Below are 24,326 nucleotides of genomic sequence, written 5' to 3' on the forward strand. Positions count from 1 at the left end.
AGCATGAACATGAACAGAATCGGTTTCATCGCTTCCACCATCCTGGTGGTTCTCGTGTTGCTCAGCTCCACGCTATTCGTTGTCGATCAGCGCCAGTTCGGGGTCGTGTATGCGCTCGGCCAGATCAAGCAGGTCATCAAAGAGCCAGGCTTGAACTTCAAGCTGCCGCCACCGTTCCAGAATGTCTCGTATCTTGACAAGCGTTTGTTGATGCTCTCCAGCCTCGAAACCGAACCGATGCTGACGGCTGAAAAGCAGCGAGTCGTTATCGACTGGTATGTGCGCTGGCGCATCAGCGATGCGTCGGAATACATTCGAAACGTCGGAATCGATGAGAACGCAGGTGCAGTGCAACTCAACCGCGTGGTGCGCAACGCGTTCCAAGAGAACATCAACAAGCGCACTGTGCGCGACCTGATTTCGGTACGACGTGAAGCGCTGATGGCGGACGTTCAGCGCGAAGTGCTCGCCGTGGTCAAGGGCGCGAAGCCGTGGGGCGTTGACATCGTCGATGTGCGCATTACACGTGTCGACTATGTCGAAGCCATTACCGAGTCGGTCTATCGACGCATGGAGGCCGAGCGCAAGCGGGTCGCCAACGAATTGCGCTCGACCGGTTTTGCCGAAGGCGAAAAGATCCGTGCCGATGCGGATCGCCAGCGTGAGGTCACGGTCGCCAACGCTTACCGCGATGCACAGAAAATCAAGGGCGAGGGCGATGCACAAGCTGCTGCGGCCTACAGCGAGTCGTTCGGCAAAGATCCGCAGTTCGCGCAGTTCTATCGCAGCCTTGACGCGTACAAGCAGAGCTTCAACAAGAAGAGCGACGTTCTGGTGCTCGATCCTTCGTCCGACTTCTTCAGGGCGATGCAGAGTTCGGGCTCGACTACGACGCCTGCAGCGGCACCGCGCCGTTGATGGCCGGCTGATGTGCGTTGCTGGCTGACGTGCCGCCTTGATGCCGGGCCCGTGTGACTGCTGAAACATTCTGGAGCGCGCTGGCTCTGGTGCTGGTGATCGAAGGCATCCTGCCTCTGGTCTCGCCGGGCGGCTGGCGACGCGCCTTCAGTCAACTGCTTCAGTTGCGCGATGGCCAGCTGCGCTTCTTCGGCCTTTGCAGCATCGTCCTTGGGCTAGTGTTGCTTTGGCTGGTGAGCTAGCCCAACGTTCGACCCAGCCAATCTGAGCGCGGGGCCGTCGGCCCCAGCAATTAGAATTCCGGTTTAACCCACCCGTCATTTCTCATGTCCGCTTGGGTCCTCCCGGATCACATTGCCGATGTACTGCCTTCCGAGGCACGCCACATCGAAGAACTTCGTCGCCAACTGCTCGATACCGCCCGCGGCTACGGCTATGAGTTGGTAATGCCGCCGTTGCTCGAGCACCTCGAATCGTTGCTGTCCGGCACCGGCGAGGCACTCGATCTTCAGACTTTCAAACTCGTCGACCAGCTTTCCGGCCGAAGCATGGGGCTGCGCGCAGACACCACGCCACAAGTCGCGCGCATCGACGCCCACCTGCTGAACCGGGAAGGCGTCGCACGGCTGTGCTACTGCGGCCCGGTGCTGCACACCAAGCCGGACAGGCCGCATGCCACGCGCGAGCCGCTGCAGTTCGGCGCCGAGATCTATGGCCATGCCGGCCTCGAAGCCGACACCGAAACCTTGCTGCTGGCGCTCGACTGTCTTCATGCCGCTGACGTGCCGCAAGGTGCCATCGTCGACATGGCTGACGCGCGCATCGTGCGTGCACTGTTGGCAGGCGTGCTGGTCGATGCGGCGACCATCGGTCGCGTGCATGCGGCGCTGGCCGCCAAGGATGCGAGCGAGCTTAATTCGCTCACGCAGAAATTTCCGACGACATCGCGTGAAGGGCTTGCGGCACTGGTGCAGCTCTATGGCGATGTCAGCGTGCTCGACGAAGCCGAGAAGGCATTGAGGGCCATCCCCGGCGTGCTGCCGGCGCTGGCCAATCTGAGGCAACTCGCCGCGCGGCTCGATGGCGCCGAGGTGAGCTTCGACCTGGCCGATCTGCGAGGCTATGCGTATTACAGCGGCATGCGCTTTGGCATCTACGTGCCGGGCGCAGCAGATGCCCTGGTGCGTGGCGGCCGCTACGACGAAGTCGGCGCGGTGTTCGGGCGCAATCGGCCGGCGGTCGGTTTCAGCCTCGACCTGCGTGAGCTCGTCGGCGTGGTGCCGACGCGTCCGTTGCGCGCCGCCATCCGTGCGCCATGGAGCGATGCATCGGGGCTTCGCAAGGCGATCGCCGATCTGCGCCAAACCGGGGAAACCGTGGTGTGCGTGCTACCGGGACACGGCAGCGAAATCGAAGAATTCCATTGCGACCGCGAGCTCGTCGAGCGCGCCGGCCAATGGAGTGTGCAAGTGATCTGATTCAGGAAATTCAAATGAGCGTTACCACCGGAAGAAATGTGGTCGTCGTCGGCACCCAATGGGGCGATGAGGGCAAGGGCAAGCTGGTCGACTGGCTGACCGAGAGCGCCCAGGGCGTGGTCCGCTTCCAGGGCGGCCACAACGCGGGCCACACGCTCGTCATCAACGGCGTGAAAACCGCCCTGCACCTGATCCCGAGCGGCATCATGCGGCCGGGCGTCAAGTGCTACATCGGCAACGGCGTCGTGCTGTCGGCTGCCAAGCTCTTCGAGGAAATCGAAGGGCTGGAGAAGGCCGGCGTCGAGGTGCGTTCGCGGCTGCGCATCAGCGAGGCTTGCCCGCTGATTCTTCCGTTCCATGCCGCGCTTGACATCGCTCGCGAGACCTATCGCGAGAAGGGCGGCAGCGAGAAGATCGGCACCACCGGGCGCGGCATCGGCCCAGCGTATGAAGACAAGATCGCACGCCGCGCACTGCGCGTGCAAGACCTGAAGCATCCGGAGCGCTTCGCGCAAAAGCTGCGCGTGCTGCTCGATCTGCACAACCATGTCCTGACGCAAGTGCTCAGCGCACCCGCCATCGACTACGACATGGTGTTCGAAGAAGCCATGCGTCACGCCGTGCTGCTGAAGCCGATGATGGCCGACGTGTCGCGTGAGCTCAACGATGCACACAAGGCGGGCGCCAACCTGTTGTTCGAAGGCGCGCAGGGCACGCTGCTCGATGTCGACCACGGCACCTATCCCTACGTGACGTCGAGCAATTGCGTGGCCGGCAATGCCGCGGCGGGTTCGGGCGTTGGCCCCGGCATGCTGCACTATGTGCTCGGCATCACGAAGGCTTATTGCACGCGCGTCGGCGGCGGCCCATTCCCGACCGAGCTCGACTGGGAAACGCCCGGCACCGTGGGCTATCACCTGAGCACCGTCGGTGCAGAAAAAGGCGTGACGACCGGCCGCAGCCGTCGTTGCGGCTGGTTCGACGCGGCGCTGCTCAAGCGATCGGCGCAGGTCAACGGACTTTCAGGCCTTTGCATCACCAAGCTCGACGTGCTCGATGGGATCGACGAGTTGTTGCTTTGCACCGGCTACATGCTCGATGGCGAATACACCGACATCCTGCCGATGGGCGCTGACGAAATCGAACAGTGCACGCCCATCTACGAAAAGCTCGAAGGCTGGAGCGAAAGCACGGTCGGCGTCACGCAGTACGACAAGTTGCCCATCGCGGCGCGTCTGTATTTGCAGCGCATCGAACACGTCACCGGCGTGCCGATTCACATGGTGTCGACCAGCCCGGATCGCGATCACACGATCATGATGCGGCACCCTTTTCTCGCAGACTGATCCCAGGAGACCGTTCCCATGTTGACCGAAGACGGCAAGCACCTCTACGTAAGTTACGACGAGTACAACAATCTGGTCGAGAAGCTCGCGATCAAGATCTTCCAGTCGGAGTGGGAGTTCGACACCATCCTTTGCCTCGCTCGCGGCGGCATGCGGCCCGGCGATGTGCTGTCGCGCATCTTCGACAAGCCACTGGCCATCATGTCGACCAGCTCGTATCGCGCCGACGCCGGCACGGTGCAAGGCCATCTCGATATTGCGCGCTTCATCACCACGCCGAAGGGCGAGATCGCGGGACGCGTGCTGCTGGTCGACGACCTGGCCGACTCGGGCCACACGCTGCACGCCGTCATGGAGATGCTGCGCACCAACTACGCGCCGATCTCCGAGCTGCGCAGCGCAGTGATCTGGACCAAGGCGTTGTCGACGTTTACACCTGACTATTCGGTCGAGTTCTTGCCGACCAATCCGTGGATCCATCAGCCCTTCGAGAACTACGACTCGATGGGTGCTGAAAAGCTGATGGCCAAGTGGTCGGTCTAAGGCCAGTCTAGGGCCGGTCTGAAGCGCGTCGGCGCCTTGCAAGCCATCGCGCATACAGTGCGAAATTGAGCGCCAGCACGAAGATGCCGAGCCCGATCTGCACGCCGCGCGTCAGCCCGTCCGGGTAGATCGAGGCGAGCAGGTAGTGTTCGATGAAGCCGCCGTCGTAGCCGGCTTCTCCTGCCGCCCGGCGCAGGGTGTTTTCGATGGGTGTGAGCGGGCAGATGCGGCCTGCTGCCGCCACGTACACGGCCCACGCAACGGCCGCGAGGTGCGCCCAGGCCAGCCGCGGCCAGCGCGCAACGCCGACCGCGCCGATCAGCACGAAGACGATAAAAAGGCCGTGCAGTACCAACACGGCATCGGCCAGCCAGCGCGCGGTCATGGCACCCGCATCGTTCTCAGCGGCGCCGCCCGCGCAACCACTCGAGCACCAGCAGCAAAATGGTTGTGAACACGATCAGCAACGTCGCCACTGCAGCGATGGTCGGCGAGATGTTCTCGCGGATACCGGTGAACATCTGGCGCGGCAACGTGACCTGATCGGGTCCGGCAAGAAACAGCGTCACCACCACTTCATCGAACGAGGTTGCGAAAGCGAACAGCGCACCGGAGATCACGCCCGGCGCGATGATCGGCAGCGTGATCCGCCAGAACGTATTGAACGGCGTCTCGCCCAGGCTGAGCGAGGCTCGCACCAGGTTGTGATCGAAGCTCGCCAGCGTGGCCAGCACCGTCGTCAGCACGAAGGGTGCACCGAGCGCTGCATGCACCACGATCAGCCCGAAGTAAGTGTCGGCCAGCCCGATCGGCGCGAAGTAGAGGTACGTCGCGACGCCGACCACCACGATGGGCACCACCATCGGCGAGATCAGCACGGCCATCAGCAGGCCCTTGAAGCGGAAGTCGGTGCGCGACAAGCCGACTGCTGCCAGGGTGCCCAGTGCGGTTGCGACCACCGTTGCCGCGGGTGCGACGATAAAGCTGTTGCGCGCTGCGCGTCCCCATTCGGACGACTCGAACAGGTTGCGATACCACTTGAGCGACCATGCCGGGATCGGGTACGCAAGAAAGGAACTGTCGGAGAACGACAGCGGGATCACTACCAGGATCGGCGCCAGGAGGAAGCCCAGCACCAGCACGCAGAAGCAGCGCACCGCCCACCAGCCGAGCTTGTCGGCGAAGGTGGCGTAAGCCGGGAACACCGGAAACACCGGGAGGTCGAGGAACTTGGGCATGGCCGTCGTTTGCGTATCGGGTAGATTGGCTGTTTCAGCCCAAGCTCAGATCGGCCTTGCCGATGCGCCGATACACCGCATAGAGCACCAGCGTGGCGACCAGCAACAGCGAGCCCAGCGCGCATGCCATGCCCCAGTTGACCTCGACGTTCGTATAGCGCGCGACGTAGTAGCTCAGCATCTGGTCGCTTGCGCCACCCAGCAAAGCCGGCGTCACGTAGTAGCCGATGGCCAGGATAAAGACCAGCAGCGCACCGGCACCGATGCCCGGATAGGTCTGCGGCACGTACACCCGGAAGAACGCGGCCAGCGGCGGACTGCCGAGCGAGATGGCCGCGCGCACGTAGGTCGGCGGCACGCTCTTCATCACGCTGTAGAGCGGCAGGATCATGAAGGGCAACAGGATATGCACCATCGAAATGATCACGCCGGTGCGGTTGAAGAGCAGCGGCAGCGGGTTGTCGATGAGGCCGATGCCGATCAGCCCGCGGTTGACCAGCCCTTCGGACTGCAGCAGCACGATCCACGCCGCTACGCGCACCAGGATGGATGTCCAGAACGGCACCAGCACCAGGATCATCAGCACGTTGGCCTTGCGAGCCGGCAGCGACGCCAGCCACCAGGCGAGCGGGTAGGCCAGCAGCAGGCAGAAGAAAGTCACCACCGCGCTGATGTTGAAAGTGCGCAGAAGGATGCCGGTGAAGGCGCGCTGGTCGGGCGGCATGCGTTCGATGCTGCCGTCAGCGTCGCGACGCAGGTCGACCGACGCGAGCAGATAGTCGGCCGTCCAGCGCGAGCCGTTCTTGGCGATCGCCTGCCAGTACGGCGCCTCGCCCCAGCGCGGGTCGAGTTCGATCAGGCGAGCTTTGACTTCGTCCGGGGTACCGGCGATCGGCAGTGCGCGAAAGGTGCCCATCACCAGCGAACGGGCGCCGGCGATTTCGGTATTCAGGCGGCGCGCCAGGGCGCCCGCGTCGGAGCTGTCGGGCAGTTGGGCCAGATCGGCTGCGACAGCCGCATAGGCCGCGGCAGTCGGCGCATCCTTGCGGTCCCATCCGTCGAGCGCGCGCACCGTGCGGGGCAGTGCGTTCGCGACTTCAGGGTTTTGGATGGCGCGCTGCAGCAGCGCCACGATCGGCACCAGCAGCGTCAGCAGCAGGAAGATCAGCAGCGGCAGCGTGAGCGCAAAGGCGCGCCATTTTCGGCGTGACTCGGCGCGCGCCAGGGCATGCCGCAGGTCGCCCGGTGGCGCTTCCGCGGAGATGCCAGCGCCCAGCGCCGCCGTGCTCATCGTCATCTAAAAAACGGCAGCGTCGCTTGCGCGATTACTGTGTCGCCCACGAAGCGAAGCGCTTCTCCAGCGCCTCGCCCTGGTCGGCCCAGAACGACACGTTGAACTGCAGCGCCTCCTTGGCGTTGGACGCCGAGGTCGGCAGGTCTGCGAGCACCTTCTTGTCCAGCGAAGCCAGCGTCTTTGTGTTGGTCGGACCATACGGAATAGCCTGCGAATAGACGGCCTGGTTCTCCGGCTTCATCGCGAACTGGATGAACTTGAGCGAGGCTTCCTTATTGGGTGCGCCCTTGGGGATGACCCAGTAGTCCAGGTCGTAGATGCCGCCCGGCCAGTAGATCTTGAGGTCGCGGCCTTCGCGGTTGGCCGCGTCGATGCGGCCGTTGTACACAGTGGTCAGCACCACGTCGCCGGCCACCAGGAACTGGGGTGGCTGCGCACCGGCTTCCCACCACTGGATGTTGGGCTTGAGCTCGGTCAGCTTCTTGAAGGCGCGCTCCGCGCCGTCCTTGGTGGCCAGCACCTTGTAGACATCGGCCGGCTTCACGCCATCGGCCATCAGCGCGAACTCGAGGTTGTAGCGTGCGCCCTTGCGCATGCCGCGCTTGCCGGGGATCTTCTTCACGTCCCAGAAATCGGCCCAGCTGGTGGGTGCGGTCTTGAGCTTTTCGCCGTTGTAGGCCATCACGGTCGACCACACGAAAACGCCGACGCCGCAGTCGGTGACGGCCGAGGGCAGGAAGTCGGCCTTACTGCCAATTTTCGAATAGTCGAGCTTTTCGAACAGGCCCTCGTCGCAGCCGCGCGCCACGTCGGGGGACTCGACCTCGACCACGTCCCAGGTAACCTTCTTGGTCTCGACCATGGCCTTGATCTTGGCCTGCTCGCCGTTGTATTCGACCGGCACCACCTTGATGCCCGCTTTCTCGATCGGCTCGTAATAGGCCTTCTTCTGCGCGTTGGCGTTGGCACCGCCGAAGTTCACGACGGTGATCTGCGTTTGCGCGAAGGCCGGCGCGGCGAGGCCGGCCACCAAGGCAACGGTACAAGCGAGAAAAGTCTTTTTCATGGTGAGTCTTCCTTTATGTTGACGGGGCAAAAACAAGAATAAGAATAAGAACAGAACAGCAGGGCTACACCGCGTAGATACGCGCATGAGCGACCGGGAACTCGAGCGAAACGCTGTCGCCAGCCCGCGGCGGCGCCAGGCCGATGAGCCCTGACATCGGCAGCTTGACGGTGGCTTCGGTCTGCCCGGCGCCGACGTTGCAGAGCAGCCGCAGGTGGTCGCCGTAGTAGATGACACGCGCCACCTCGGCCGCCAGCGTGTTTGTACCGGGTGCTGCGTCGGCGGAGTGCAGTACCACGCGCTCGGGCCGAATGCACATCTCGACCGCGGCGCCGGTAGCCGAGCCGCCGACGTTCAACCCACCGAGCAGGCCGCCATTCGGCAGCGCCATGACGGCATGCTCTCCCGCGGTCTGGAGCGTTCCCTTGAGCACAGTGTTGTCACCGACGAACCCCGCCACGAAGCGGTTGGCAGGCATCTCGTACAGCCGGTCGACCGTGTCGAGCTGCTGGATCACGCCCTCGTTGAACACCGCCACGCGGTCGCTCATGGTCAGCGCTTCGCCCTGGTCGTGCGTCACGTAGACGAAGGTCACGCCGAGCTGGCGATGGATTTCTTTCAGCTCGAGTTGCATGTGCTCGCGCAACTGCTTGTCGAGCGCGCCCAGCGGCTCGTCCATCAGCACAAGCTGTGGCTCGAAGACCAGCGCGCGCGCGAGCGCCACACGTTGCTGCTGGCCGCCGGAGAGCTGGCCCGGCAGCCGATCGGTCATCCCCTTGAGCTGCACCATGTCGAGCGCGCGCTTCACCCGAGTCGTCTGATCGTCCTTCGACACCTTGCGCACCGTGAGCGGGTAGGCCACGTTCTGCCCGACCGTCAGGTGCGGGAACAGCGCGTAGTTCTGGAACACCATGCCGAAGTGCCGCTTGTGCGGCGGCGTGCCGGTGATCTGCCGGCCATCGAGCAGGATGTCGCCCGAGGTCGGCGACTCGAAGCCCGCCAGCATCATCAGCGTGGTCGTCTTGCCAGAGCCCGACGGGCCGAGCAGGCTCAGAAACTCGCCGCGATGGATGTCCAGGTCGAGCTGGCGCACCACGAGATGCTCGCCGTCGTAGGTCTTCTGGACGCGCTGGAAGCGCACTAGGGGTTCGGCGGTCGTTGGAATATTCAATGGGGTGTCGCGAAGTTGCCCGCCATGATGAACAGACCTTGCCTCACTGGCAAGCAGACTAGCAAGTCGGATGCCTGCATCTGTCCCCGCGGGTGTGCCGGGCCTTGCCGAACCGTTAAAATTGAAGCCTCCGGGCCGGTCGACGACCCCCATCGACGATTCACGGACGCCCCCAAACTGCGAAGAAACAAGTCGGCTGCGCGAAGCCGGCGAAAAGCCACCACCATGTCCCAATCTCCTTCCAGCTCGGCGAACGTCACCGCCAACGCCACCGTCGCCGACATCCGCAAGACCTTCCTCGACTTCTTCGCCTCCAAGGGGCACACGGTCGTGCCGTCGAGCTCGCTGGTGCCTGGCAACGACCCGACGCTCATGTTCACCAACTCGGGCATGGTCCAGTTCAAGGACGTGTTCCTCGGGGAAGACAAGCGCTCGTATGTCCGCGCAGCGTCGGTACAGGCCTGCCTGCGGGCCGGCGGCAAGCACAACGACCTGGAGAACGTCGGCTACACGGCACGGCACCACACCTTCTTCGAGATGCTGGGCAACTGGAGCTTCGGCGACTACTTCAAGCGCGAGTCGCTCACATGGGCCTTCGAGCTGCTCACCAAGGTCTACAAGCTGCCGGCCGAAAAGCTCTGGGCCACCGTCTACATCGAGGACGACGAGGCCTACGACATCTGGACCAAGGAGATCGGCCTGCCGCCAGAACGCGTGGTGCGCATCGGCGACAACAAGGGCGGACGCTATATGTCCGACAACTTCTGGATGATGGCCGACACCGGTCCTTGCGGCCCGTGCTCGGAAATCTTCTACGACCACGGCCCCGAGATCGCTGGCGGCCCGCCCGGCAGCCCGGACGAAGACGGCGACCGCTACATCGAGATCTGGAACAACGTGTTCATGCAGTTCGACATGCAGCCCGACGGATCGGTCAAGAAGCTGCCCGCGCCGTGCGTCGATACCGGCATGGGCCTGGAGCGGCTGGCCGCCATCCTGCAGCACGTGCACAACAACTACGAGATCGACCTTTTCGACAGGCTCGTCAAGGCCGCGGCACGGGAGACCGGCGAAACCGACGAGAGCAACAAGAGCCTGCGGGTCATCGCCGACCACATCCGCGCAACGGCGTTCCTGGTGGCTGACGGCGTGATCCCTTCGAACGAAGGCCGCGGCTACGTGCAGCGCCGCATCATTCGCCGCGCCATTCGGCATGGCTACAAGCTCGGGCAGAAGAAACCGTTCTTCCACAAGCTGGTGCCCGATCTGGTGGCGTTGATGGGCGAGGCTTACCCGAAGCTGGTGGCGGATGAGAAGCGCATCACTGCCGTGCTGAAGCAGGAGGAAGAGCGCTTCTTCGAGACGCTGGCCAACGGCATGGAAATCCTCGACGCGGCACTCGGCGGCGATACCAAGGCGCTGCCCGGCGACGTCGCTTTCAAGCTGCACGATACCTTCGGCTTCCCGCTGGACCTGTCGGCCGACGTGTGCCGCGAGCGTGGCGTCACGGTCGACGAGGCCGGCTTCAACGCCGCCATGGAACAGCAGAAAGCCAAGGGCCGCGCGGCCGGTAAGTTCAAGATGGACCGCAACGTCGAATACGGCGGCACCAGCAACACCTTCACCGGCTACGAGCACCTCGAAGAGCGGGCCATCGTGCAGGCGCTCTACTTCGAAGGCGCGCCGGTGTCCGAGCTCAAGGAAGGCCAGCCCGGCATCGTCGTGCTCGACACCACGCCCTTCTATTCCGAGAGCGGCGGCCAGGTCGGCGACCAGGGTTTCATCACGGCCGAAGGCGTGCAGTTCGGCGTCGAAGACACGCAGAAGATCAAGGCCGACGTGTTCGGTCATCACGGCACGCAAACGCAGGGCACGCTGAAGGTCGGCGATGCGGTCAAGGCGGCGGTCGATGGCGTGCGCCGTGCCGCAACGATGCGCAATCACAGCGTGACGCACCTGATGCACAAGGCCTTGCGCGAAGTGCTCGGCGAGCACGTGCAGCAAAAGGGCTCGCTGGTCGATGCCGACAAGACGCGCTTCGACTTTGCGCACAACGGCGCGGTCACGCACGAGCAGACGCTCGAAATCGAGAAGCGCGTCAACGCCGAGATTCTTGCCAACGTTGCGACGCAGTCGCGCGTGATGGACATGGAATCGGCCCAGAAGACCGGCGCCATGATGCTGTTCGGCGAGAAGTACGGCGAGTCGGTTCGCGTGCTCGACATCGGCTCCAGTCGCGAGCTGTGCGGGGGCACGCACGTGAGCCGAACCGGCGACATCGGCATGTTCAAGATCGTCAGCGAAGGCGGCGTGGCCGCGGGCGTGCGACGTATCGAAGCCGTGACCGGCGCTAACGTGCTGCACTATCTGCAAGACCTCGAATCGACCGTGCACAGCGTGGCCGCCACGCTCAAGACGCCGACCGCCGAGCTGCAAAGCCGGCTCACGCAAATGCTGGATCAGACCCGGGCGCTGGAGCGGGAAGTCACAGCCCTCAAGAGCAAGCTCGCCTCGTCGAAGGGCGACGAGCTGATCGCGCAGGCGATCGACGTCAACGGCATCAAGCTGTTGGTGGCCAAGCTCGACGGTGGCGATGCAAAGACTTTGCGCGACACCATGGACAAGCTCAAGGACAAGCTGAAGAGCGCGGTGATCGTGCTGGCTGCCGTCGATGGCAGCAAGGTGCAGATCGCGGCCGGCGTCACTTCCGACAGCGTGACCAAGATCAAGGCTGGAGAGCTGGTCAATTTCGTCGCTCAGCAACTGGGCGGCAAGGGCGGCGGCAAGGCCGACATGGCGATGGCGGGCGGCACCGATGCAGCAGCGTTGCCGGCGGCTTTGAAGTCCGTGCACGCCTGGGTGGCGGAACGCGCCTGAACACGGTGCAAGCCATGACCGGTGCCTTTGCCAACGGTGTGCCCGGCGAAGTGCCAGAGGTACTGGTGATGGGCGCGGGAACCATCGGCTGCTTCATCGGCGGCAGTCTCGCGGCGGCGGGCGTGCGCGTGACCTTCGTCGGCCGGCCACGCGTGCTGCAGGCGCTCGCGCAGCATGGCCTGTCATTGACCGACCTCGATGGCGCGAAGCATCACGTTGCCGCCACCGATCTGCAATTGCTCGTCGAGGTGCCTGCGAACGCCCGGCCCGCACTCGTGCTGCTTGCGGTCAAGAGCGGCGCGACCGCCGAGGCGGCCGCACAACTCGGCGCCGTCTTGCCGCCCGGCACGCCGGTCCTCTCGTTGCAGAACGGCATCTCCAACGCGGCCGTGGCCTCGCGTGCTGCGCCGCATCTGAACGTGCTGCCCGGCATGGTGCCGTACAACGTGGCGGAGATCGGTCTCGGTGCATTCCATCGCGGCACGCCGGGCCGGCTCGCGGCGCAGGACGACGCATCGCTTCGTGAATGGACCGCAGTGTTCGAGCGCGCGGGTGTTCCGCTCGACCTGCATGCCAACCTGTTGCCCGTGCAATGGGGCAAGCTGCTGCTCAACCTCAACAACCCGGTCAATGCGCTGTCGGGTTTGCCGCTGCGCGATCAACTCCTGCAGCGCGGTTATCGCCGCTGCTTCGCGGCGTTGATCGACGAGGCACTGTCGGTGCTGCAGCGCGCGGGCATCGCGCCGGCGCAAGTGGCTGCCGTGCCGGCCCATCGCTTGCCGGGCTTGCTCAGGCTGCCCGACTGGCTCTTTCGCATCGTCGCGGCGCGCATGCTGAAGATCGATGCCAAGGCGCGTTCCAGCATGGCCGACGACCTCGCGCTGGGCCGCCGCACCGAGATCGATGCGCTGAGCGGCGAGGTCGTGCGGCTCGCCCAATCGCTGAACACAAGCGCGCCACGCAATGCGAAGATGGTCGCATTGCTGGAAGCGGCGGCGCAGGCGGGCCAGTCTTCCGGTGCGTCGCCGATGCGGCAGCGCTGGTCGGCACAGCAATTGCACGACGCACTGGATCTGTAAGAAACGAACAAAGGTTGGAATGCGAGTCTTGATCCTGGGCAGCGGTGTGATCGGCACCTCGACCGCTTATTACCTGGCCCGCGCCGGCCATGAAGTCACGGTGCTCGACCGCCAGCCTGCACCGGCCATGGAGACCAGCTTCGGCAATGCCGGCGAAGTCTCTCCTGGTTATTCGGCACCTTGGGCTGGTCCCGGCGTGCCGCTCAAGGCCATCAAGTGGATGTTGATGCAGCACAGCCCGCTGGTCATCAAACCGATGCTCGACCCCGCCATGTGGCGCTGGGGGTTGTCGATGCTGCGCAACTGCACCGAGGCGCGCTACGAGATCAACAAGGGTCGCATGGTGCGCCTGGCCGAGTACAGCCGCGATTGCCTCAAAGCCTTGCGCGCCGACACCGGCATCCAGTACGACGATCGTGCACAGGGCACGCTGCAACTGTTCCGCACGCAACACCAGCTCGACGGCACCGCGCAAGACGTCGAAGTGCTGAAGAAGTCCGGCGTCGCTTACCAGGTGCTCGATCGCGATGGCTGTGTGCAATACGAACCGGCACTCGCCGGCGTCAAGGAAAAGTTCGTCGGCGGCTTGCGGTTGCCGGGCGATGAGACGGGCGACTGCTTCAAGTTCACCCAGGCGCTGGCCAAGCTGGCCGAAGCCGCAGGCGCGACCTTCCGCTTTGGCGTTTCGATCCAGGCGATCGAACGTCACGGCGTCGGTATCACGGGCGTGCGTACCGATGCCGGCACCTTCGAAGCCGATCGCTATGTGGTCGCGCTCGGCAGCTATTCGCCGGCCGTACTCAAGCCGCTCGGCATCGGCTTGCCGGTGTACCCGGTCAAGGGCTTCTCGATCACCGTGCCGATCACCGACGCCAGTGGCGCACCCGAATCGACGGTGATGGACGAGACCTTCAAGGTCGCGGTGACGCGTCTGGGCGATCGCATCCGCGTCGGTGGCACGGCACAGTTGTCGGGCTTCGACCTCGCGCTCGATCAGGGTCGGCGTGACACGCTCGAACACGTCGTCACCGACCTGTTCCCGCGCGGCGGTCCTGTCAAAGATGCGACCTTCTGGACGGGCCTGCGCCCCATGACGCCGGACGGCACGCCCGTCATCGGTGCAACGTCCATCGACAACCTGATGTTGGCGACCGGCCACGGCACATTGGGCTGGACCATGGCGGCGGGTACAGGCCGCGTGATGGCGGATCTGATCGATGGGCGCAAGCCGGAGATCGATATGGAAGGCCTGACGGTCGCGCGTTATCGCTGATCGCGTGGGAGCGGGTGCGGCTTCCCCCCGACGTTGGGCTGGTGCGACCTAACGCGCGTTGACGATCCCCAATACAGCTCCGTTGTCGTCCGCATTGCAAACCACCTGGCGACGACCATCGGCACTGGCAATACGAATTTCATAGAGCCCATCGCGTGGTGACGATGCGCTGGTGATCGCCAGGCTCTCCCGCGGCACGCTGTATTGACGCGCGGCGGCGGCGATGCAATCGGTGCGCGCCTTGTCCGGGGCGCCGCCGACTTTCACGGCTGTGGAGGTGCAGGCGCCGAGCAGTGCTGCGATGAGCAATGCGCCGCCCAGACTCTTCGTTTGGATGAGAGTGGTCATATGTTCTTTCTTGCGAGTTCAGATTGATTTGGCGGGCGCCGGCTGCGATGGCGCCACAGCAGCCCCTTCAATGCGATGACGCTTCAGCGCATCGGCAACGAAGCCTGTGCTTTTCATTTCTTCGACGAAGCCGGCGAGCACGCTTTGCGCTTCTGCGCCGCGACCGGCCGGCAGTCCCATCGCCTGCTGAATCACCATGAAGCGGCCGGGCAGCATCCGCACGCCGGCCGCACGTTGCGCCTCGCCTTCAAGCAGTTGCCGAATGCCGGCCGCGACCTCGACTTGGCCGTCACGCAGTGCGGCAAGCACCGCCGGAGCGCTGGCCATGCGAACGATTTCGGCCTGCTTGATTTCGCGCGTGAGGAAGAGGTCGTAGGCGCTGCCTGAGCCGACGGCGATGCGCTGCCCGGTGCGATCGACCTCGGCGTTGTCGGTGAGCGAAGACAAGTCCGGCACCAGGTAGCTGCCTTCGATGAGTACATAGGGCGCGGTGAATCGCAAGCCTTCGCTGCGTGCCGGATCGATGGCGAAGAAGCCGATGTCGGCCTTCTCGTTCTTGACGGCCTCGACCGAGGCTGCAGCCTTATCGAACAGCACCAGTTCGATGCCGACACCGAGCCGACGCGCAAGCTCGTGGGCCAGGTCGATCGACACGCCGACCGGTGCACCGGTCGCGTCCTTGTTGGCAAGAATCGGGTTGCCGAGGTTGATCGACGCGCGCAGCGTGCCGGTCGGTGCGAAGGCGGCGACGACCGCAGGAGAGATCGTATCGGTCATTGCAGACAAGTCTACGGTCGCCCACCACGCAACGACGTAGCGTTCAATCCCGCCGATAGGTCAGCATGCGCCCCTTGTACGCAGCGCTTTGCGCCGTCGCCAGCCGGTCCAGCTTTTCTTCCTGCATCGAGAACCCCTCGTTCGCCATTTGACGATTGAAGGCCGGGCGGTTGCTGCGGTTCGGGTCGACGATCCACACCTCGGCGCCAACAGCGGCGTGGCGGCCGATAAAGCCTGCCAAGTGCGCATCGTCGTCCCGTTCGTAAAGGAGATCGCTGCCGATGATCAGATCGAAGAAGCCGTGCACCAGGGCGCGCGTCGAATGCGGCGGCGCCAGTCGCCAGTCGCCGTGCCGGTACTTCATCGGCGGCAGGTTGTTGAGCCGCAAGTTTTCGAGCAAGAACACGGCGGCCAGTGGATGGCAATCGCTGGCCGTCATATCGTTGCCGAGTCGATGGCCGACCAAGCTCGCCAGTGCCAGTCCGCAGCCGATTTCAAGAATGCGGCTGCCTGCGATCACCGGTCGAAGTGCCATGCGTGCCGCGAGCTCTGCGCCCGAAGGCCAGAGCAGCCCGAAGAGCGGCCAGGTCGCGGAAGAGATCCCGAGGTCGTGCGCTTCGCCTTGCGGATCGGAGAATTGCTGGCGGTCGAGCAGCGAGCGAATGACGAGGTCGTGGACGCCCTCGATGGCGATGTGCTCCAGCTTGACTTGATAACCGGGCATGTGAGCCGGGCCGCACAGCAGTGGCCCGCAAAGTGCGGAGTATGCGCGCCGGGGCTCTGGCGCGTGCCCGGGTCAGCTCGGGCACGCCGCGGTCGATCCTCCCGGGCTAGTCCTTGTACGTCGGGTCCAGCTTGTCGAGCTTGCGGATCAGCGACGGCCAGACGAACGTGCCACCCAGGCCGCCGGTCTGCACCTTCATTGCCAGGCCCACGCCTTCGACGATCTTGGGATTCACTTGCGTCAGCTCGCCGCCGCCAGCCTGCGCCGCGATCTGGATCTGGCAGGTGCTTTCGAAGGTGTACATCGACAAGAACGCATCTGCGATTGTCTTGCCGCAGACCAGCAGCCCATGGTTGCGCAGCATCAGGAAATTGGCGGTGCCCAGGGCGGCCTGCAGGCGCGGTTTTTCGTCTTCACGAAAGGCCACGCCTTCGTAGTTGTGATACGCCAGCGAGCCCAGGACGAAGGTCGATTGCTGGCTGATCGGCAGGATGCCGTTCTTTTGCGCGCTGACACCGACGCCCGCACGCGTGTGCGTGTGCATGACGCAGACGATGTCTTCGCGCGCTTCGTGCACGGCGCTGTGAATGACGAAGCCGGCCGGGTTCACGGGGTAGGGCGAATCGATAACCTTGTTGCACTGCATGTCGATCTTCACCAGGCTCGACGCGGTGATCTCGTCGAACATCAGGCCGTACGGATTGATGAGGAAGTGGTGCTCCGGGCCGGGAATGCGCGCGGTGATGTGCGTGAAGACGAGGTCGCTCCAGCCGTAGTGCGCGACCAGGCGATAGCAGGCGGCGAGATCGACACGCAGTTGCCATTCTTCGGCGGAGACGAGTTGCTTGACGTTTTGGGTGCTGGCGTTCATGGGGTGTTCCTTCAGACGGTTTCGGGGGTCGCGGGTGCGGTCTTGACTGCGGCCGCTTTGTAGATGCTTTGCCGTGGCTGCGCCATCACGCGCTGCAGCATCGGCATGAACTCGGCAATCGGCAGCGTCTCGGCGGTGGCGTCGAAGGCCGGGTTGTCGTAGAGCTCGCAAAATTCAGCCGTACGGTCGTAGTGCGGGCTCTCGCGGAAGTTGTCGCGCATGTTGCGATCGAGCCCGATGTGGTTAAAGAAGTAGTGGCCCTGAAAGATGCCGTGGTGCTGCACCATCCAGAGGTTGTCTTCGGTCACGAAGGGCTTGAGGATGGCGGCAGCGATGTCTGGGTGGTTGAAGGCGCCGAGCGTGTCGCCGATGTCGTGCAGCAGTGCGCACACCACGTACTCGTCGTCGCGGCCATCACGCAGCGCGCGCGTCGCGGTCTGCAGCGAGTGCGTGTAGCGGTCGATCGGAAAGCCGCCGTAGTCGCCTTCCAGGATCTGCAGATGCTTGACCACGCGCTGCGGCAGGCCGCCTGCGAACTGCATGAATTCACCGCCGATCGTTTGCCAGTCTTCGCGTGTGCTGTCCTGCATGCGGACGAAGTTCGCTCTTGCATTCATCGTGTCTGTCTTCCGTTGTTGTTTGAGGGCGTGCGACCACTGTAGTCCTGCACCCGCTGTGCAACTGTCAAAAATTTGACAATAATCACCTCTGGTAAACCCCCGGTCTGCCTCCGGTACATCTCCAGTTGTAGCCCATGCCGTCGCCTGTAAAACCTCGTCTTTCAGCGCCGCATCGCGCCGCGATGGAGTCGAACCCGTGGTTTGCCGGCATCCCCCGCGCGCAACGCGACGCATTGCTCGCCGCGGCCGAGGTGGTGCATGTGCCGAAGGGCACGATGGTCTTCCGGCAGGGCGATGCGTTGCCGTCGACCGGTGGCGGCTTTCATGGCCTGGCCGCTGGCCGCATCAAGATCTCGACGTTGCGGCAAGACGGCCGCGAAGCGATCCTCGCTGTGCTGGAGCCCGGCAACTGGTTCGGCGAAATCACGCTTATCGACGGCTCGCCACGCACGCACGACGCCACCGCGCTCACCGCCCTCGATCTGCTGGTGGTGCCCCCTGAAACCTTCGCGCAGCAGATGCGCGACGTCGCCTTTGCCAACGCCATCGCGGCCCTGCTGGCGGCGCGCGTGCGCGGCCTCTACGCGATGATGGAAGACGCCACGCTGCGCGGCCTGCGGGCTCGTGTTGCGCGGCGTCTGCTCACGCTGGCGCGGGGTGACGCAACGCAAGCTGCCGAGCCTCGGCGCAGTGTCAGGTTGCCGCAAGAGGCGCTGGCAATGATGCTCGGCGTCACGCGGCAGACCCTGTCCAAGGAACTGAATGCGCTAGCAAAGGATCGAGTGATCGGGTTAGGCTACGGCCGCATCGAGCTGCGGTCGCTGGAGGCGCTGCAGCGGCTTGAGAGTGCGTCTTGAGCGGCTTGACGCGCGATGTTCGAAAACGTTTACATCGACAAAGAGCGGAGATGACGAAATGAGGGTGCGGCTGGCGGGAGCGGCGGTGGTGGTGGTGATGGCGGCGGCCTCGGCGGCGCATGCGCAAACACCCTTGCAAATTGAGTGGTTCACCGTGGCGGGCAATCCGGGTGATCCGGCCTCCAACACGGTGCAGGTCGACCCGGTGGCTATCGGCGTCGAAGGCGACAACAGGGCGGCGTCCAAGCGCTTGAACGTCCGAGTCAATCGATCGGCGGAACGCGTCAACTGGGACAACATCCCTTACCGGTCTTACGAGTCGCAGGTGGTTTTCGACTGCCAGGCGCGGCGTGCAGCCTATGTGCAGGCAAGGTACTACGCGCAGCCGCTGTGGCAAGGCGAGCCGCACACCGTGGCGGACTACGGCGGCAACCCGCGGCCGATGTTGTTTCGGGACATGGAGCCGAATCCGGTGAACAGGATTGTTCGGGCGGCGTGTCGGTTGAAGGCTGGATGATGCGGTGCGGTGCGGTGCTACATGACTTCGGTGGCAGCCTTCACGACGAAGCTGGACCACTCGGCCAGCAAAAAGGCGCCCACCAGCAATGTGGCGCGACTCACGAGGAAGACGGTTCTCATCTGGTTCAACAGGCTCGAGCTACGACCGCTCAATCAGCGCGACTTGCAGCAACTGATCCACCGGTCGGCCCCATCGCCTCGTACACGCCATCGCGTCGCACGAGCTTGTGAAACAGTGCCGCCGCCAGATGAATGAGGATCAACGCGAAGAAGGTGAATGCCAGGAACTGGTGCGTCTTCCACAACACGCTGTGCAAGCCTGGGTTCGGCGGCACGATGGCCGGCAGATGCAGGCCGGCAACGATCACCGGATAGTCGGCTGCCGACAACATCGCCCAGCCGATCAGAGGCATCGCGATCATTAGCAGGTAGAAAACGACATGCGACAGGCGCGCCGCCAGCTTCATCGGCTCGGGCATGCCGATCGGCAGCGGCGGTGCACCATCACGCCATCGAACGATCAGCCTGATGAGTGCGAGCACGAGGATGGTGATGCCCAGTGGCTTGTGGATCGACACCAGCGTGAGGTACTGCGGCTTGATCGTCGAGACCATGCCGACACCGATGAAGAGCATCGCGATGATGCAGATCGCCATCAGCCAGTGGAGTGCACGCTGGAGTGGCGTGAATCGATGCTTGATCGGGCTCGTGTTGGCAATCATTGCTTGGCTCCCGAAGCGGTACGCGGATAGCTGCTTTCTTCGGCGGTCCGGCGGTTGTAAGACACCGAGTAGGCAGCCGATCGCGCGGCCGGGAACGGGTCGTCTGAAGTGCGCATGCCCGCGGGCAGCACGACCGGATCGAAGTTGATGTCGCGGCAGGGGCCGTCGGCTTCGGGCTCGATCTTGCGCACGACGAGTGCGCCCACATCGATCTTGCGGCGGTCTTCAGGCCAGGCCTTGCTCGGGTCTGCGGTGGGGTCGCCCGGGTTGGCCGCGGTGACCATCAAGCTCCAGCGTTGAGGCGACTGCGCGACACGGTCTGTGATGTCCTTGCCCAGGAAATCGGGGCCGCGTTTCTTGAGTTCGTCTACCGGCACGGCGACCGGCGACGCGGCCGGAATGAACGACCAGCGTATTGCCTGATCCTGGCCCTGCGCGTTGGTAAAAATGAAGCTGTTCAGGCTGTTGTAGGCCTCCTCCGCATAGGAGCCGGTAAAGGGTGCGCTGCCCGCCCACTTGCCGAACACTGCCAGCTCCGGATGGGTGCCGACGAAGTTCTTCATCGCGTCCGGAGCCTTCGACTGCTGTGCCAATTGCAGGTCGTAGAAAGCTTGCGGACTCGCGACTGGAAAAAACGGCGCATCGATCATGGCGGAGCGCCACTCCTGCCCGTCAGGCGATTGAATGCGCAGACTCAACCCTCGCACGCGCGAGGTCGCGTCTTCGGTATTCGGGTCGGCGACTGCAAGATTGAAGCGGCCAGTGACCGGAAAGCTGCCGGGCGAAAGGACCTGCGCCTTGGACAACGCAGCGCCTGCGCCATTGGAGTCGAAGGTGCCGGTGAAGCAGATGCCTTTCGAATGATTGCGGCGGAAACCCAATGCTGCACCGCCGGGTGGCGCGAGGTTGTCGACGATTTTGGTCTGCGTGACGCGGTCGGGCGAAAGCCAGCCCGCGGTGTAAGCGAAGGCGGCTGCGATCACTGCGACGACGGCGGCGATCAGCGCCAGTCGGGCTGGGGTCGAGCCGGCGGATCGGTTGGGTGGGATTGGTGGTTTGTTCATCGAGTCTTTGTTTTGTAAGGAGCGTGCCGCTCGAAAGCTTTAACGCCTGACGCGATAGTTCGTGTCGGTGGTTCCCTGCAAGCCAAGTCGGCTGGCGCCTTGTGCCACGGCGGTACGGAGCCGGTTGCAGACGTCAAAGATGGCGTTCCGAAGCCCGCAATTAGGTCTACGTCTGACCTTGGCTTCGGCAGTTCCGTGACTAAAAAATCCCACACTCACGTCGAATCTACACAGTGATCCTGCCGCAGTGCCCGCTTGCGAGGGATCCTTGCAACGATGTGCTTAATTAAATCCGTGAGTGCTGCAAAGCACGTTCGAGAACATTCCGCCATCCACAGGCAAATTCGTCCCCCTGATCCAGGCTGAGCCATCGGACATCAGAAACGCGATGACCGGAGCGATGTCAGCAGGTGTGCCGGGGCGATCCATCGTTTTCATGTCCTCCTCGGCCCGGGCCCCGAGCGTCTCGATGAAGTCTTTCAGGATGGGTGTATCGACTGGCCCCGGGCTGATCGAGTTCATTCGAATGCCACGGGCGCGCCACGTCCATCGGTTCTGCATGGTCCACACGATGAGCGCTTCCTTCGAGAAGAAATAGCTACGGGCTTCGGAGATTTTGTGGCCTCTGCAGAAGGCTGCGACGTCGTCGAACCCCAGATCCGAACTCGCCATCACCACGTCCTTCGCGTCGGCCCATCCGAGGCCCGCCAGGGAAGCAAGGTTCACGACAGATGCACCATCCGAGAGCTTCGGAACGAGCTGTGTGGTCAGGTACTTGAGCCCCACCAGGTTCACCTTCACAACCGCTTCTGCTGGCCGCGTCGGTGGCAGGCCTGCAATGTTCGCCAAGCCATTTGCGCCCGCCGGAAGCGCGGCGACCAGTTCATCGATCGATGACTTGTCAGACAGGTCGGCCCTGAAGAAGCGCCCTACAGGTCGGTCCGGTTCGTTGATGTCAACCGAGATGACATCCGCGCCGCAGGCGGCGAGAAGTGCTGCGGAAGCAGCGCCGATTCCCGAAGCTGCACCAGTGACAACGATGGTCTTGCCTTGAAGCATGAGAGAGGCCCTTGCGAACGAAGTGTGCGTCATCTGACGCGCTCAACCGTAGGGCGTCATTAGGGCTTGCCCGCACGCGTTCTCTGTTTTCACCCAGTGAAAAGCACTGCGGCGCGGCTTCAGGCGATCGCTCGATCGCACACATGATCCGCCTCGTTGTCGATCGGTATTGATCGCTGCATAACAAAGAGCGTGTGAACAAGGAAGCGGGAGTACAAACTCCGCCGTCACCGCCAAGGAGACATCAATGGACGATTCGGCTGAGGAGACTGCCGGTGGTGCTGGCGCTGGTTCATCCAGAAATCCATCACCTCGCGCTCACATGCACGTGCTGGAAATGTTCGACCTGACCGGTAAAGTCAGCGTCATCACTGGTGCTGGAAACGGACTGGGCTATCAGATTGCCGAAGCGATGGCAGAGGCCGGTTCCGATGTTGTTTGCGCCGACATCGACATGGAAAGAAACGAAGCCGCTGCGGCTCGGGTCCGGGCCATCGGTCGCAAGGCACTGACAGTGCGGTGCGATGTGACACGCGAAGCCGACGTGGCTGCATTGTTCAAGCTCGCAGACAGCACCTTCGGGCGGGTCGACATCGCCTTCGCCAATGCCGGCATTGCAGACGCCGTGCCCCAGCCTCTGCACGACTATCCCACCGACAACTGGAACGCGGTGTTGGCCGTAAACCTCCAGGGTGTCTTCTATACCGATCGCGAAGCGCTGAAGATCATGGTGCGCCAGGGCAGCGGCAAAGTCATCAACGTCGCGTCCATGTGGGGTCTGGCGGGGGCATCAAGCGTTGCGCCACTTCCGGCCTACAACGCTGCCAAGGGCGCCGTCGTGAATCTGACGCGCGAACTGGCGCTCCAGTACGCGACCCAGAACATTCAGATCAACGCGATCTGTCCTGGCTTCTTTCGGACCCGCCTGGCCGACGGCAAATACGACGACCCCGACTTCGTTGCCGCCGTCACCGCTTTCACGCCGATGTCGCGTGTCGCGGACGCGAGCGAGATCAAAGGCACGGCGTTGTACTTGGCGTCGGGTGCTTCCAGCTTCACCACTGGCTTGATGCTCGTCACCGATGGCGGCTGCATGGACAAGTAGGCCTTCGACGGTTTCGATTTTTTCTCACTCAAACAAAACCTGGAGACAAAGCCATGAACGAAGACACGAATCTCAACAGCGGCGAGGAATTGATGCCCACCCGTCGCACAGTGCTCGGCGCTGGTGGCGCAGTCGGGCTGGCACTGCTCAATCCTGCCTCGGTGTTCGCCCAGGGCGCCGACGGTTCCAGCACGATCCGGATCGGTTTCATCAGCCCGCGCACCGGTGCTCTGGCCGGCTTCGGCGAGGCAGATGGCTTCATCCTCGGGCTCGCGCGTGCCACGTTCAAGGAGGGGCTGACGGTCGGCGGAAAGAAGTACGCGGTCGAGATCCTGGATCGCGACACGCAGTCCGATCCAGCCCGGGCAAGCCAGGTCGCGAAGGCACTGATCAACAGCGACAAGGTCGATCTGATGCTCGTCATCTCGGCGCCGGAGACCATCAATCCCGTGTCCGACGCCTGCGAGGCCGCGGGTGTGCCGTGCCTGTCGACTGTCATGCCCTGGGAGGCGTGGTATTTCGGCCGCGGCGCCAAGCCCGGCGCTCCGTCACCATTCAAGTGGACCTACCACTTCTCTTTCGGGGTCGACGAGTTCGCAAGGTGCTACGCGTCGCAGTGGAGCCTGCTGCCAACCAACAAGAAGGTTGGTGCGCTGTATCCGAACGACGCGGACGGCAACGCCATCCGAGCGAACCTGGCGCCAGCGTTGCAAAAGGCCGGCTTCACGATTGTCGATGCGGGACCTTACGAAGACGGCACCACCGACTATTCAGCACAGATTGCGAAATTCAAGGCAGAGAAGGTCGAGATCTTCAACACCTTTCCGATTCCACCCGACTTCGCCGCCTTCTGGCGTCAAGCCGCGCAGCAGGGCCTGACCAAGCAACTGAAGGTCGCGCAAGTAGCGAAGTTCGGACTCTTCCCCTCCAACGTAGAGGCGCTCGGCCCGCTCGGGTACAACCTCTCAAGCGCCTGCTACTGGCACAAGAACTTTCCCTACAAGTCGGCGCTCACAGGCATCAGCAGCGCCGATCTGGCCAACAGCTACGAGAAATCTGCGAACAAGCAATGGACGCAGCAGCTCGGCGCGACCATGGCGCTCCTGGATGCAGGAGCCGAGGCGCTGAAGACCAGCAGCAACCCGAAGGACAAAGCGGCCATCGCCAAGGCCTTGAGTACGCTGGTCGTGACGACCATGATCGGCAAGGTCGACTTCACCAAGGGACCGGTGCCCAACGTGTCCAACACCTCGATCATCGGCACCCAGTGGGTCAAGGCGCCGGCGGGGTCCAAGTACAAGTTCGACTACGTGATCACCGAGAACGTCACTGACTCGAACGTGCCTGTCGGCGCAAAGCTGCTTCCGCTCGCCTGAA

At 63.5% G+C, this 24,326-nt stretch carries 25 protein-coding genes; 12 read left to right on the forward strand and 13 right to left on the reverse strand.

What is annotated here, in order from left to right; translation table 11 throughout:
* The first annotated feature begins 9 nt into the window (after positions 1–9).
* The 5 genes from hflC (at position 10) to QN397_RS20345 (ending at position 4,285) form a co-directional block, all read left to right on the forward strand.
* Positions 10–918, forward strand: a complete 909-nt coding sequence (gene hflC / locus QN397_RS20325) for a protease modulator HflC (RefSeq protein ID WP_323496454.1) — start codon at positions 10–12, stop codon at positions 916–918.
* A gap of 53 nt (positions 919–971) precedes the next feature.
* On the forward strand, positions 972–1,160 hold the full coding sequence (locus QN397_RS20330; RefSeq protein ID WP_187052444.1) for a DUF2065 domain-containing protein: 189 nt from the start codon (positions 972–974) through the stop codon (positions 1,158–1,160).
* An 84-nt stretch (positions 1,161–1,244) separates the two neighbouring features.
* Positions 1,245–2,396, forward strand: coding sequence for an ATP phosphoribosyltransferase regulatory subunit (locus QN397_RS20335; protein WP_323496456.1), 1,152 nt, complete (start codon positions 1,245–1,247; stop codon positions 2,394–2,396).
* A gap of 14 nt (positions 2,397–2,410) precedes the next feature.
* Positions 2,411–3,742: an adenylosuccinate synthase gene (locus QN397_RS20340; RefSeq protein ID WP_187052442.1), complete on the forward strand. Its 1,332-nt coding sequence runs from the start codon at positions 2,411–2,413 to the stop codon at positions 3,740–3,742.
* An 18-nt stretch (positions 3,743–3,760) separates the two neighbouring features.
* Entirely contained in the window at positions 3,761–4,285 is a 525-nt protein-coding gene (locus QN397_RS20345; RefSeq protein ID WP_323496457.1) for a phosphoribosyltransferase, read from the forward strand.
* Positions 4,286–4,292: 7 nt separating this feature from the next.
* Here the strand turns inward: QN397_RS20345 and QN397_RS20350 are convergent, their stop codons facing one another.
* The 5 genes from QN397_RS20350 to QN397_RS20370 form a co-directional block, all read right to left on the reverse strand.
* Positions 4,293–4,670, reverse strand: a complete 378-nt coding sequence (locus tag QN397_RS20350) for a DUF2784 domain-containing protein (RefSeq protein WP_323496459.1) — start codon at positions 4,668–4,670, stop codon at positions 4,293–4,295.
* A 16-nt stretch (positions 4,671–4,686) separates the two neighbouring features.
* Positions 4,687–5,523 carry an ABC transporter permease gene (locus tag QN397_RS20355; RefSeq protein ID WP_323496461.1) on the reverse strand — a complete coding sequence of 279 codons (837 nt, stop codon included), beginning with the start codon at positions 5,521–5,523 and terminating at the stop codon, positions 4,687–4,689.
* 34 nt (positions 5,524–5,557) lie between these two features.
* Entirely contained in the window at positions 5,558–6,820 is a 1,263-nt protein-coding gene (locus QN397_RS20360; RefSeq protein ID WP_323501748.1) for an ABC transporter permease, read from the reverse strand.
* Positions 6,821–6,848: 28 nt separating this feature from the next.
* Positions 6,849–7,883 (reverse strand): ABC transporter substrate-binding protein, encoded by a 1,035-nt coding sequence (locus QN397_RS20365; RefSeq protein ID WP_323496464.1) that lies wholly within the window; start codon positions 7,881–7,883, stop codon positions 6,849–6,851.
* A gap of 64 nt (positions 7,884–7,947) precedes the next feature.
* Positions 7,948–9,048, reverse strand: coding sequence for an ABC transporter ATP-binding protein (locus tag QN397_RS20370; RefSeq protein ID WP_323501769.1), 1,101 nt, complete (start codon positions 9,046–9,048; stop codon positions 7,948–7,950).
* Positions 9,049–9,279: 231 nt separating this feature from the next.
* On the opposite strand from QN397_RS20370, the gene alaS reads away from it, so the two are divergent.
* Genes alaS through QN397_RS20385 form a run of 3 tightly spaced genes read left to right on the forward strand, consistent with a single transcriptional unit; the run spans position 9,280 to position 14,283 of the window.
* Positions 9,280–11,931, forward strand: coding sequence for an alanine--tRNA ligase (alaS, locus tag QN397_RS20375; RefSeq protein ID WP_323501749.1), 2,652 nt, complete (start codon positions 9,280–9,282; stop codon positions 11,929–11,931).
* Positions 11,932–11,945: 14 nt separating this feature from the next.
* Positions 11,946–13,010, forward strand: coding sequence for a 2-dehydropantoate 2-reductase (locus QN397_RS20380; protein WP_323501750.1), 1,065 nt, complete (start codon positions 11,946–11,948; stop codon positions 13,008–13,010).
* Positions 13,011–13,029: 19 nt separating this feature from the next.
* Positions 13,030–14,283 carry a D-amino acid dehydrogenase gene (locus QN397_RS20385; protein WP_323501751.1) on the forward strand — a complete coding sequence of 418 codons (1,254 nt, stop codon included), beginning with the start codon at positions 13,030–13,032 and terminating at the stop codon, positions 14,281–14,283.
* A 48-nt stretch (positions 14,284–14,331) separates the two neighbouring features.
* Here QN397_RS20385 and QN397_RS20390 read toward each other — a convergent pair whose 3' ends face one another.
* From QN397_RS20390 to QN397_RS20410, 5 genes are all read right to left on the reverse strand, one after another.
* A complete protein-coding gene (locus QN397_RS20390) occupies positions 14,332–14,631 on the reverse strand; it encodes a hypothetical protein (RefSeq protein ID WP_323501752.1) in 300 nt (99 codons plus the stop codon).
* An 18-nt stretch (positions 14,632–14,649) separates the two neighbouring features.
* The gene (locus tag QN397_RS20395) at positions 14,650–15,408 is read right to left on the reverse strand and encodes an ABC transporter substrate-binding protein (RefSeq protein ID WP_323501753.1); all 759 of its coding nucleotides are present in this window, start codon (positions 15,406–15,408) and stop codon (positions 14,650–14,652) included.
* Between the two features lie 43 nt (positions 15,409–15,451).
* The gene (locus QN397_RS20400; protein ID WP_323496471.1) at positions 15,452–16,132 is read right to left on the reverse strand and encodes an SAM-dependent methyltransferase; all 681 of its coding nucleotides are present in this window, start codon (positions 16,130–16,132) and stop codon (positions 15,452–15,454) included.
* A 106-nt stretch (positions 16,133–16,238) separates the two neighbouring features.
* Complete coding sequence (locus tag QN397_RS20405; protein ID WP_323496472.1) at positions 16,239–17,003, reverse strand: class II aldolase/adducin family protein; 765 nt, start codon at positions 17,001–17,003, stop codon at positions 16,239–16,241.
* Between the two features lie 11 nt (positions 17,004–17,014).
* On the reverse strand, positions 17,015–17,620 hold the full coding sequence (locus QN397_RS20410; RefSeq protein ID WP_323501754.1) for an HD domain-containing protein: 606 nt from the start codon (positions 17,618–17,620) through the stop codon (positions 17,015–17,017).
* 137 nt (positions 17,621–17,757) lie between these two features.
* Between QN397_RS20410 and QN397_RS20415 the strand changes: the two genes are divergently transcribed.
* Both QN397_RS20415 and QN397_RS20420 read left to right on the forward strand, forming a co-directional pair.
* Positions 17,758–18,480: a Crp/Fnr family transcriptional regulator gene (locus QN397_RS20415; RefSeq protein ID WP_323501755.1), complete on the forward strand. Its 723-nt coding sequence runs from the start codon at positions 17,758–17,760 to the stop codon at positions 18,478–18,480.
* A 58-nt stretch (positions 18,481–18,538) separates the two neighbouring features.
* Positions 18,539–18,997, forward strand: a complete 459-nt coding sequence (locus QN397_RS20420) for a surface-adhesin E family protein (protein WP_323501756.1) — start codon at positions 18,539–18,541, stop codon at positions 18,995–18,997.
* Between the two features lie 151 nt (positions 18,998–19,148).
* Here QN397_RS20420 and QN397_RS20425 read toward each other — a convergent pair whose 3' ends face one another.
* From QN397_RS20425 to QN397_RS20435, 3 genes are all read right to left on the reverse strand, one after another.
* Entirely contained in the window at positions 19,149–19,721 is a 573-nt protein-coding gene (locus tag QN397_RS20425) for a cytochrome b (RefSeq protein ID WP_323501757.1), read from the reverse strand.
* Complete coding sequence (locus tag QN397_RS20430; protein WP_323501758.1) at positions 19,718–20,785, reverse strand: catalase family peroxidase; 1,068 nt, start codon at positions 20,783–20,785, stop codon at positions 19,718–19,720. Before QN397_RS20430 ends, QN397_RS20425 begins: the two co-directional genes overlap by 4 nt.
* Before the next feature lie 282 nt (positions 20,786–21,067).
* A complete protein-coding gene (locus QN397_RS20435) occupies positions 21,068–21,844 on the reverse strand; it encodes a coniferyl-alcohol dehydrogenase (protein WP_323501759.1) in 777 nt (258 codons plus the stop codon).
* A 247-nt stretch (positions 21,845–22,091) separates the two neighbouring features.
* Here QN397_RS20435 and QN397_RS20440 point away from each other — a divergent pair, with 247 nt between their 5' ends.
* Both QN397_RS20440 and QN397_RS20445 read left to right on the forward strand, forming a co-directional pair.
* Entirely contained in the window at positions 22,092–22,949 is an 858-nt protein-coding gene (locus QN397_RS20440) for an SDR family NAD(P)-dependent oxidoreductase (protein ID WP_323501760.1), read from the forward strand.
* A gap of 53 nt (positions 22,950–23,002) precedes the next feature.
* Positions 23,003–24,325 (forward strand): ABC transporter substrate-binding protein, encoded by a 1,323-nt coding sequence (locus tag QN397_RS20445; RefSeq protein WP_323501761.1) that lies wholly within the window; start codon positions 23,003–23,005, stop codon positions 24,323–24,325.
* Position 24,326: the final 1 nt, after the last annotated feature.

This window comes from Variovorax sp. RTB1 (assembly GCF_035018765.1).
GTDB lineage: Bacteria > Pseudomonadota > Gammaproteobacteria > Burkholderiales > Burkholderiaceae_C > Variovorax.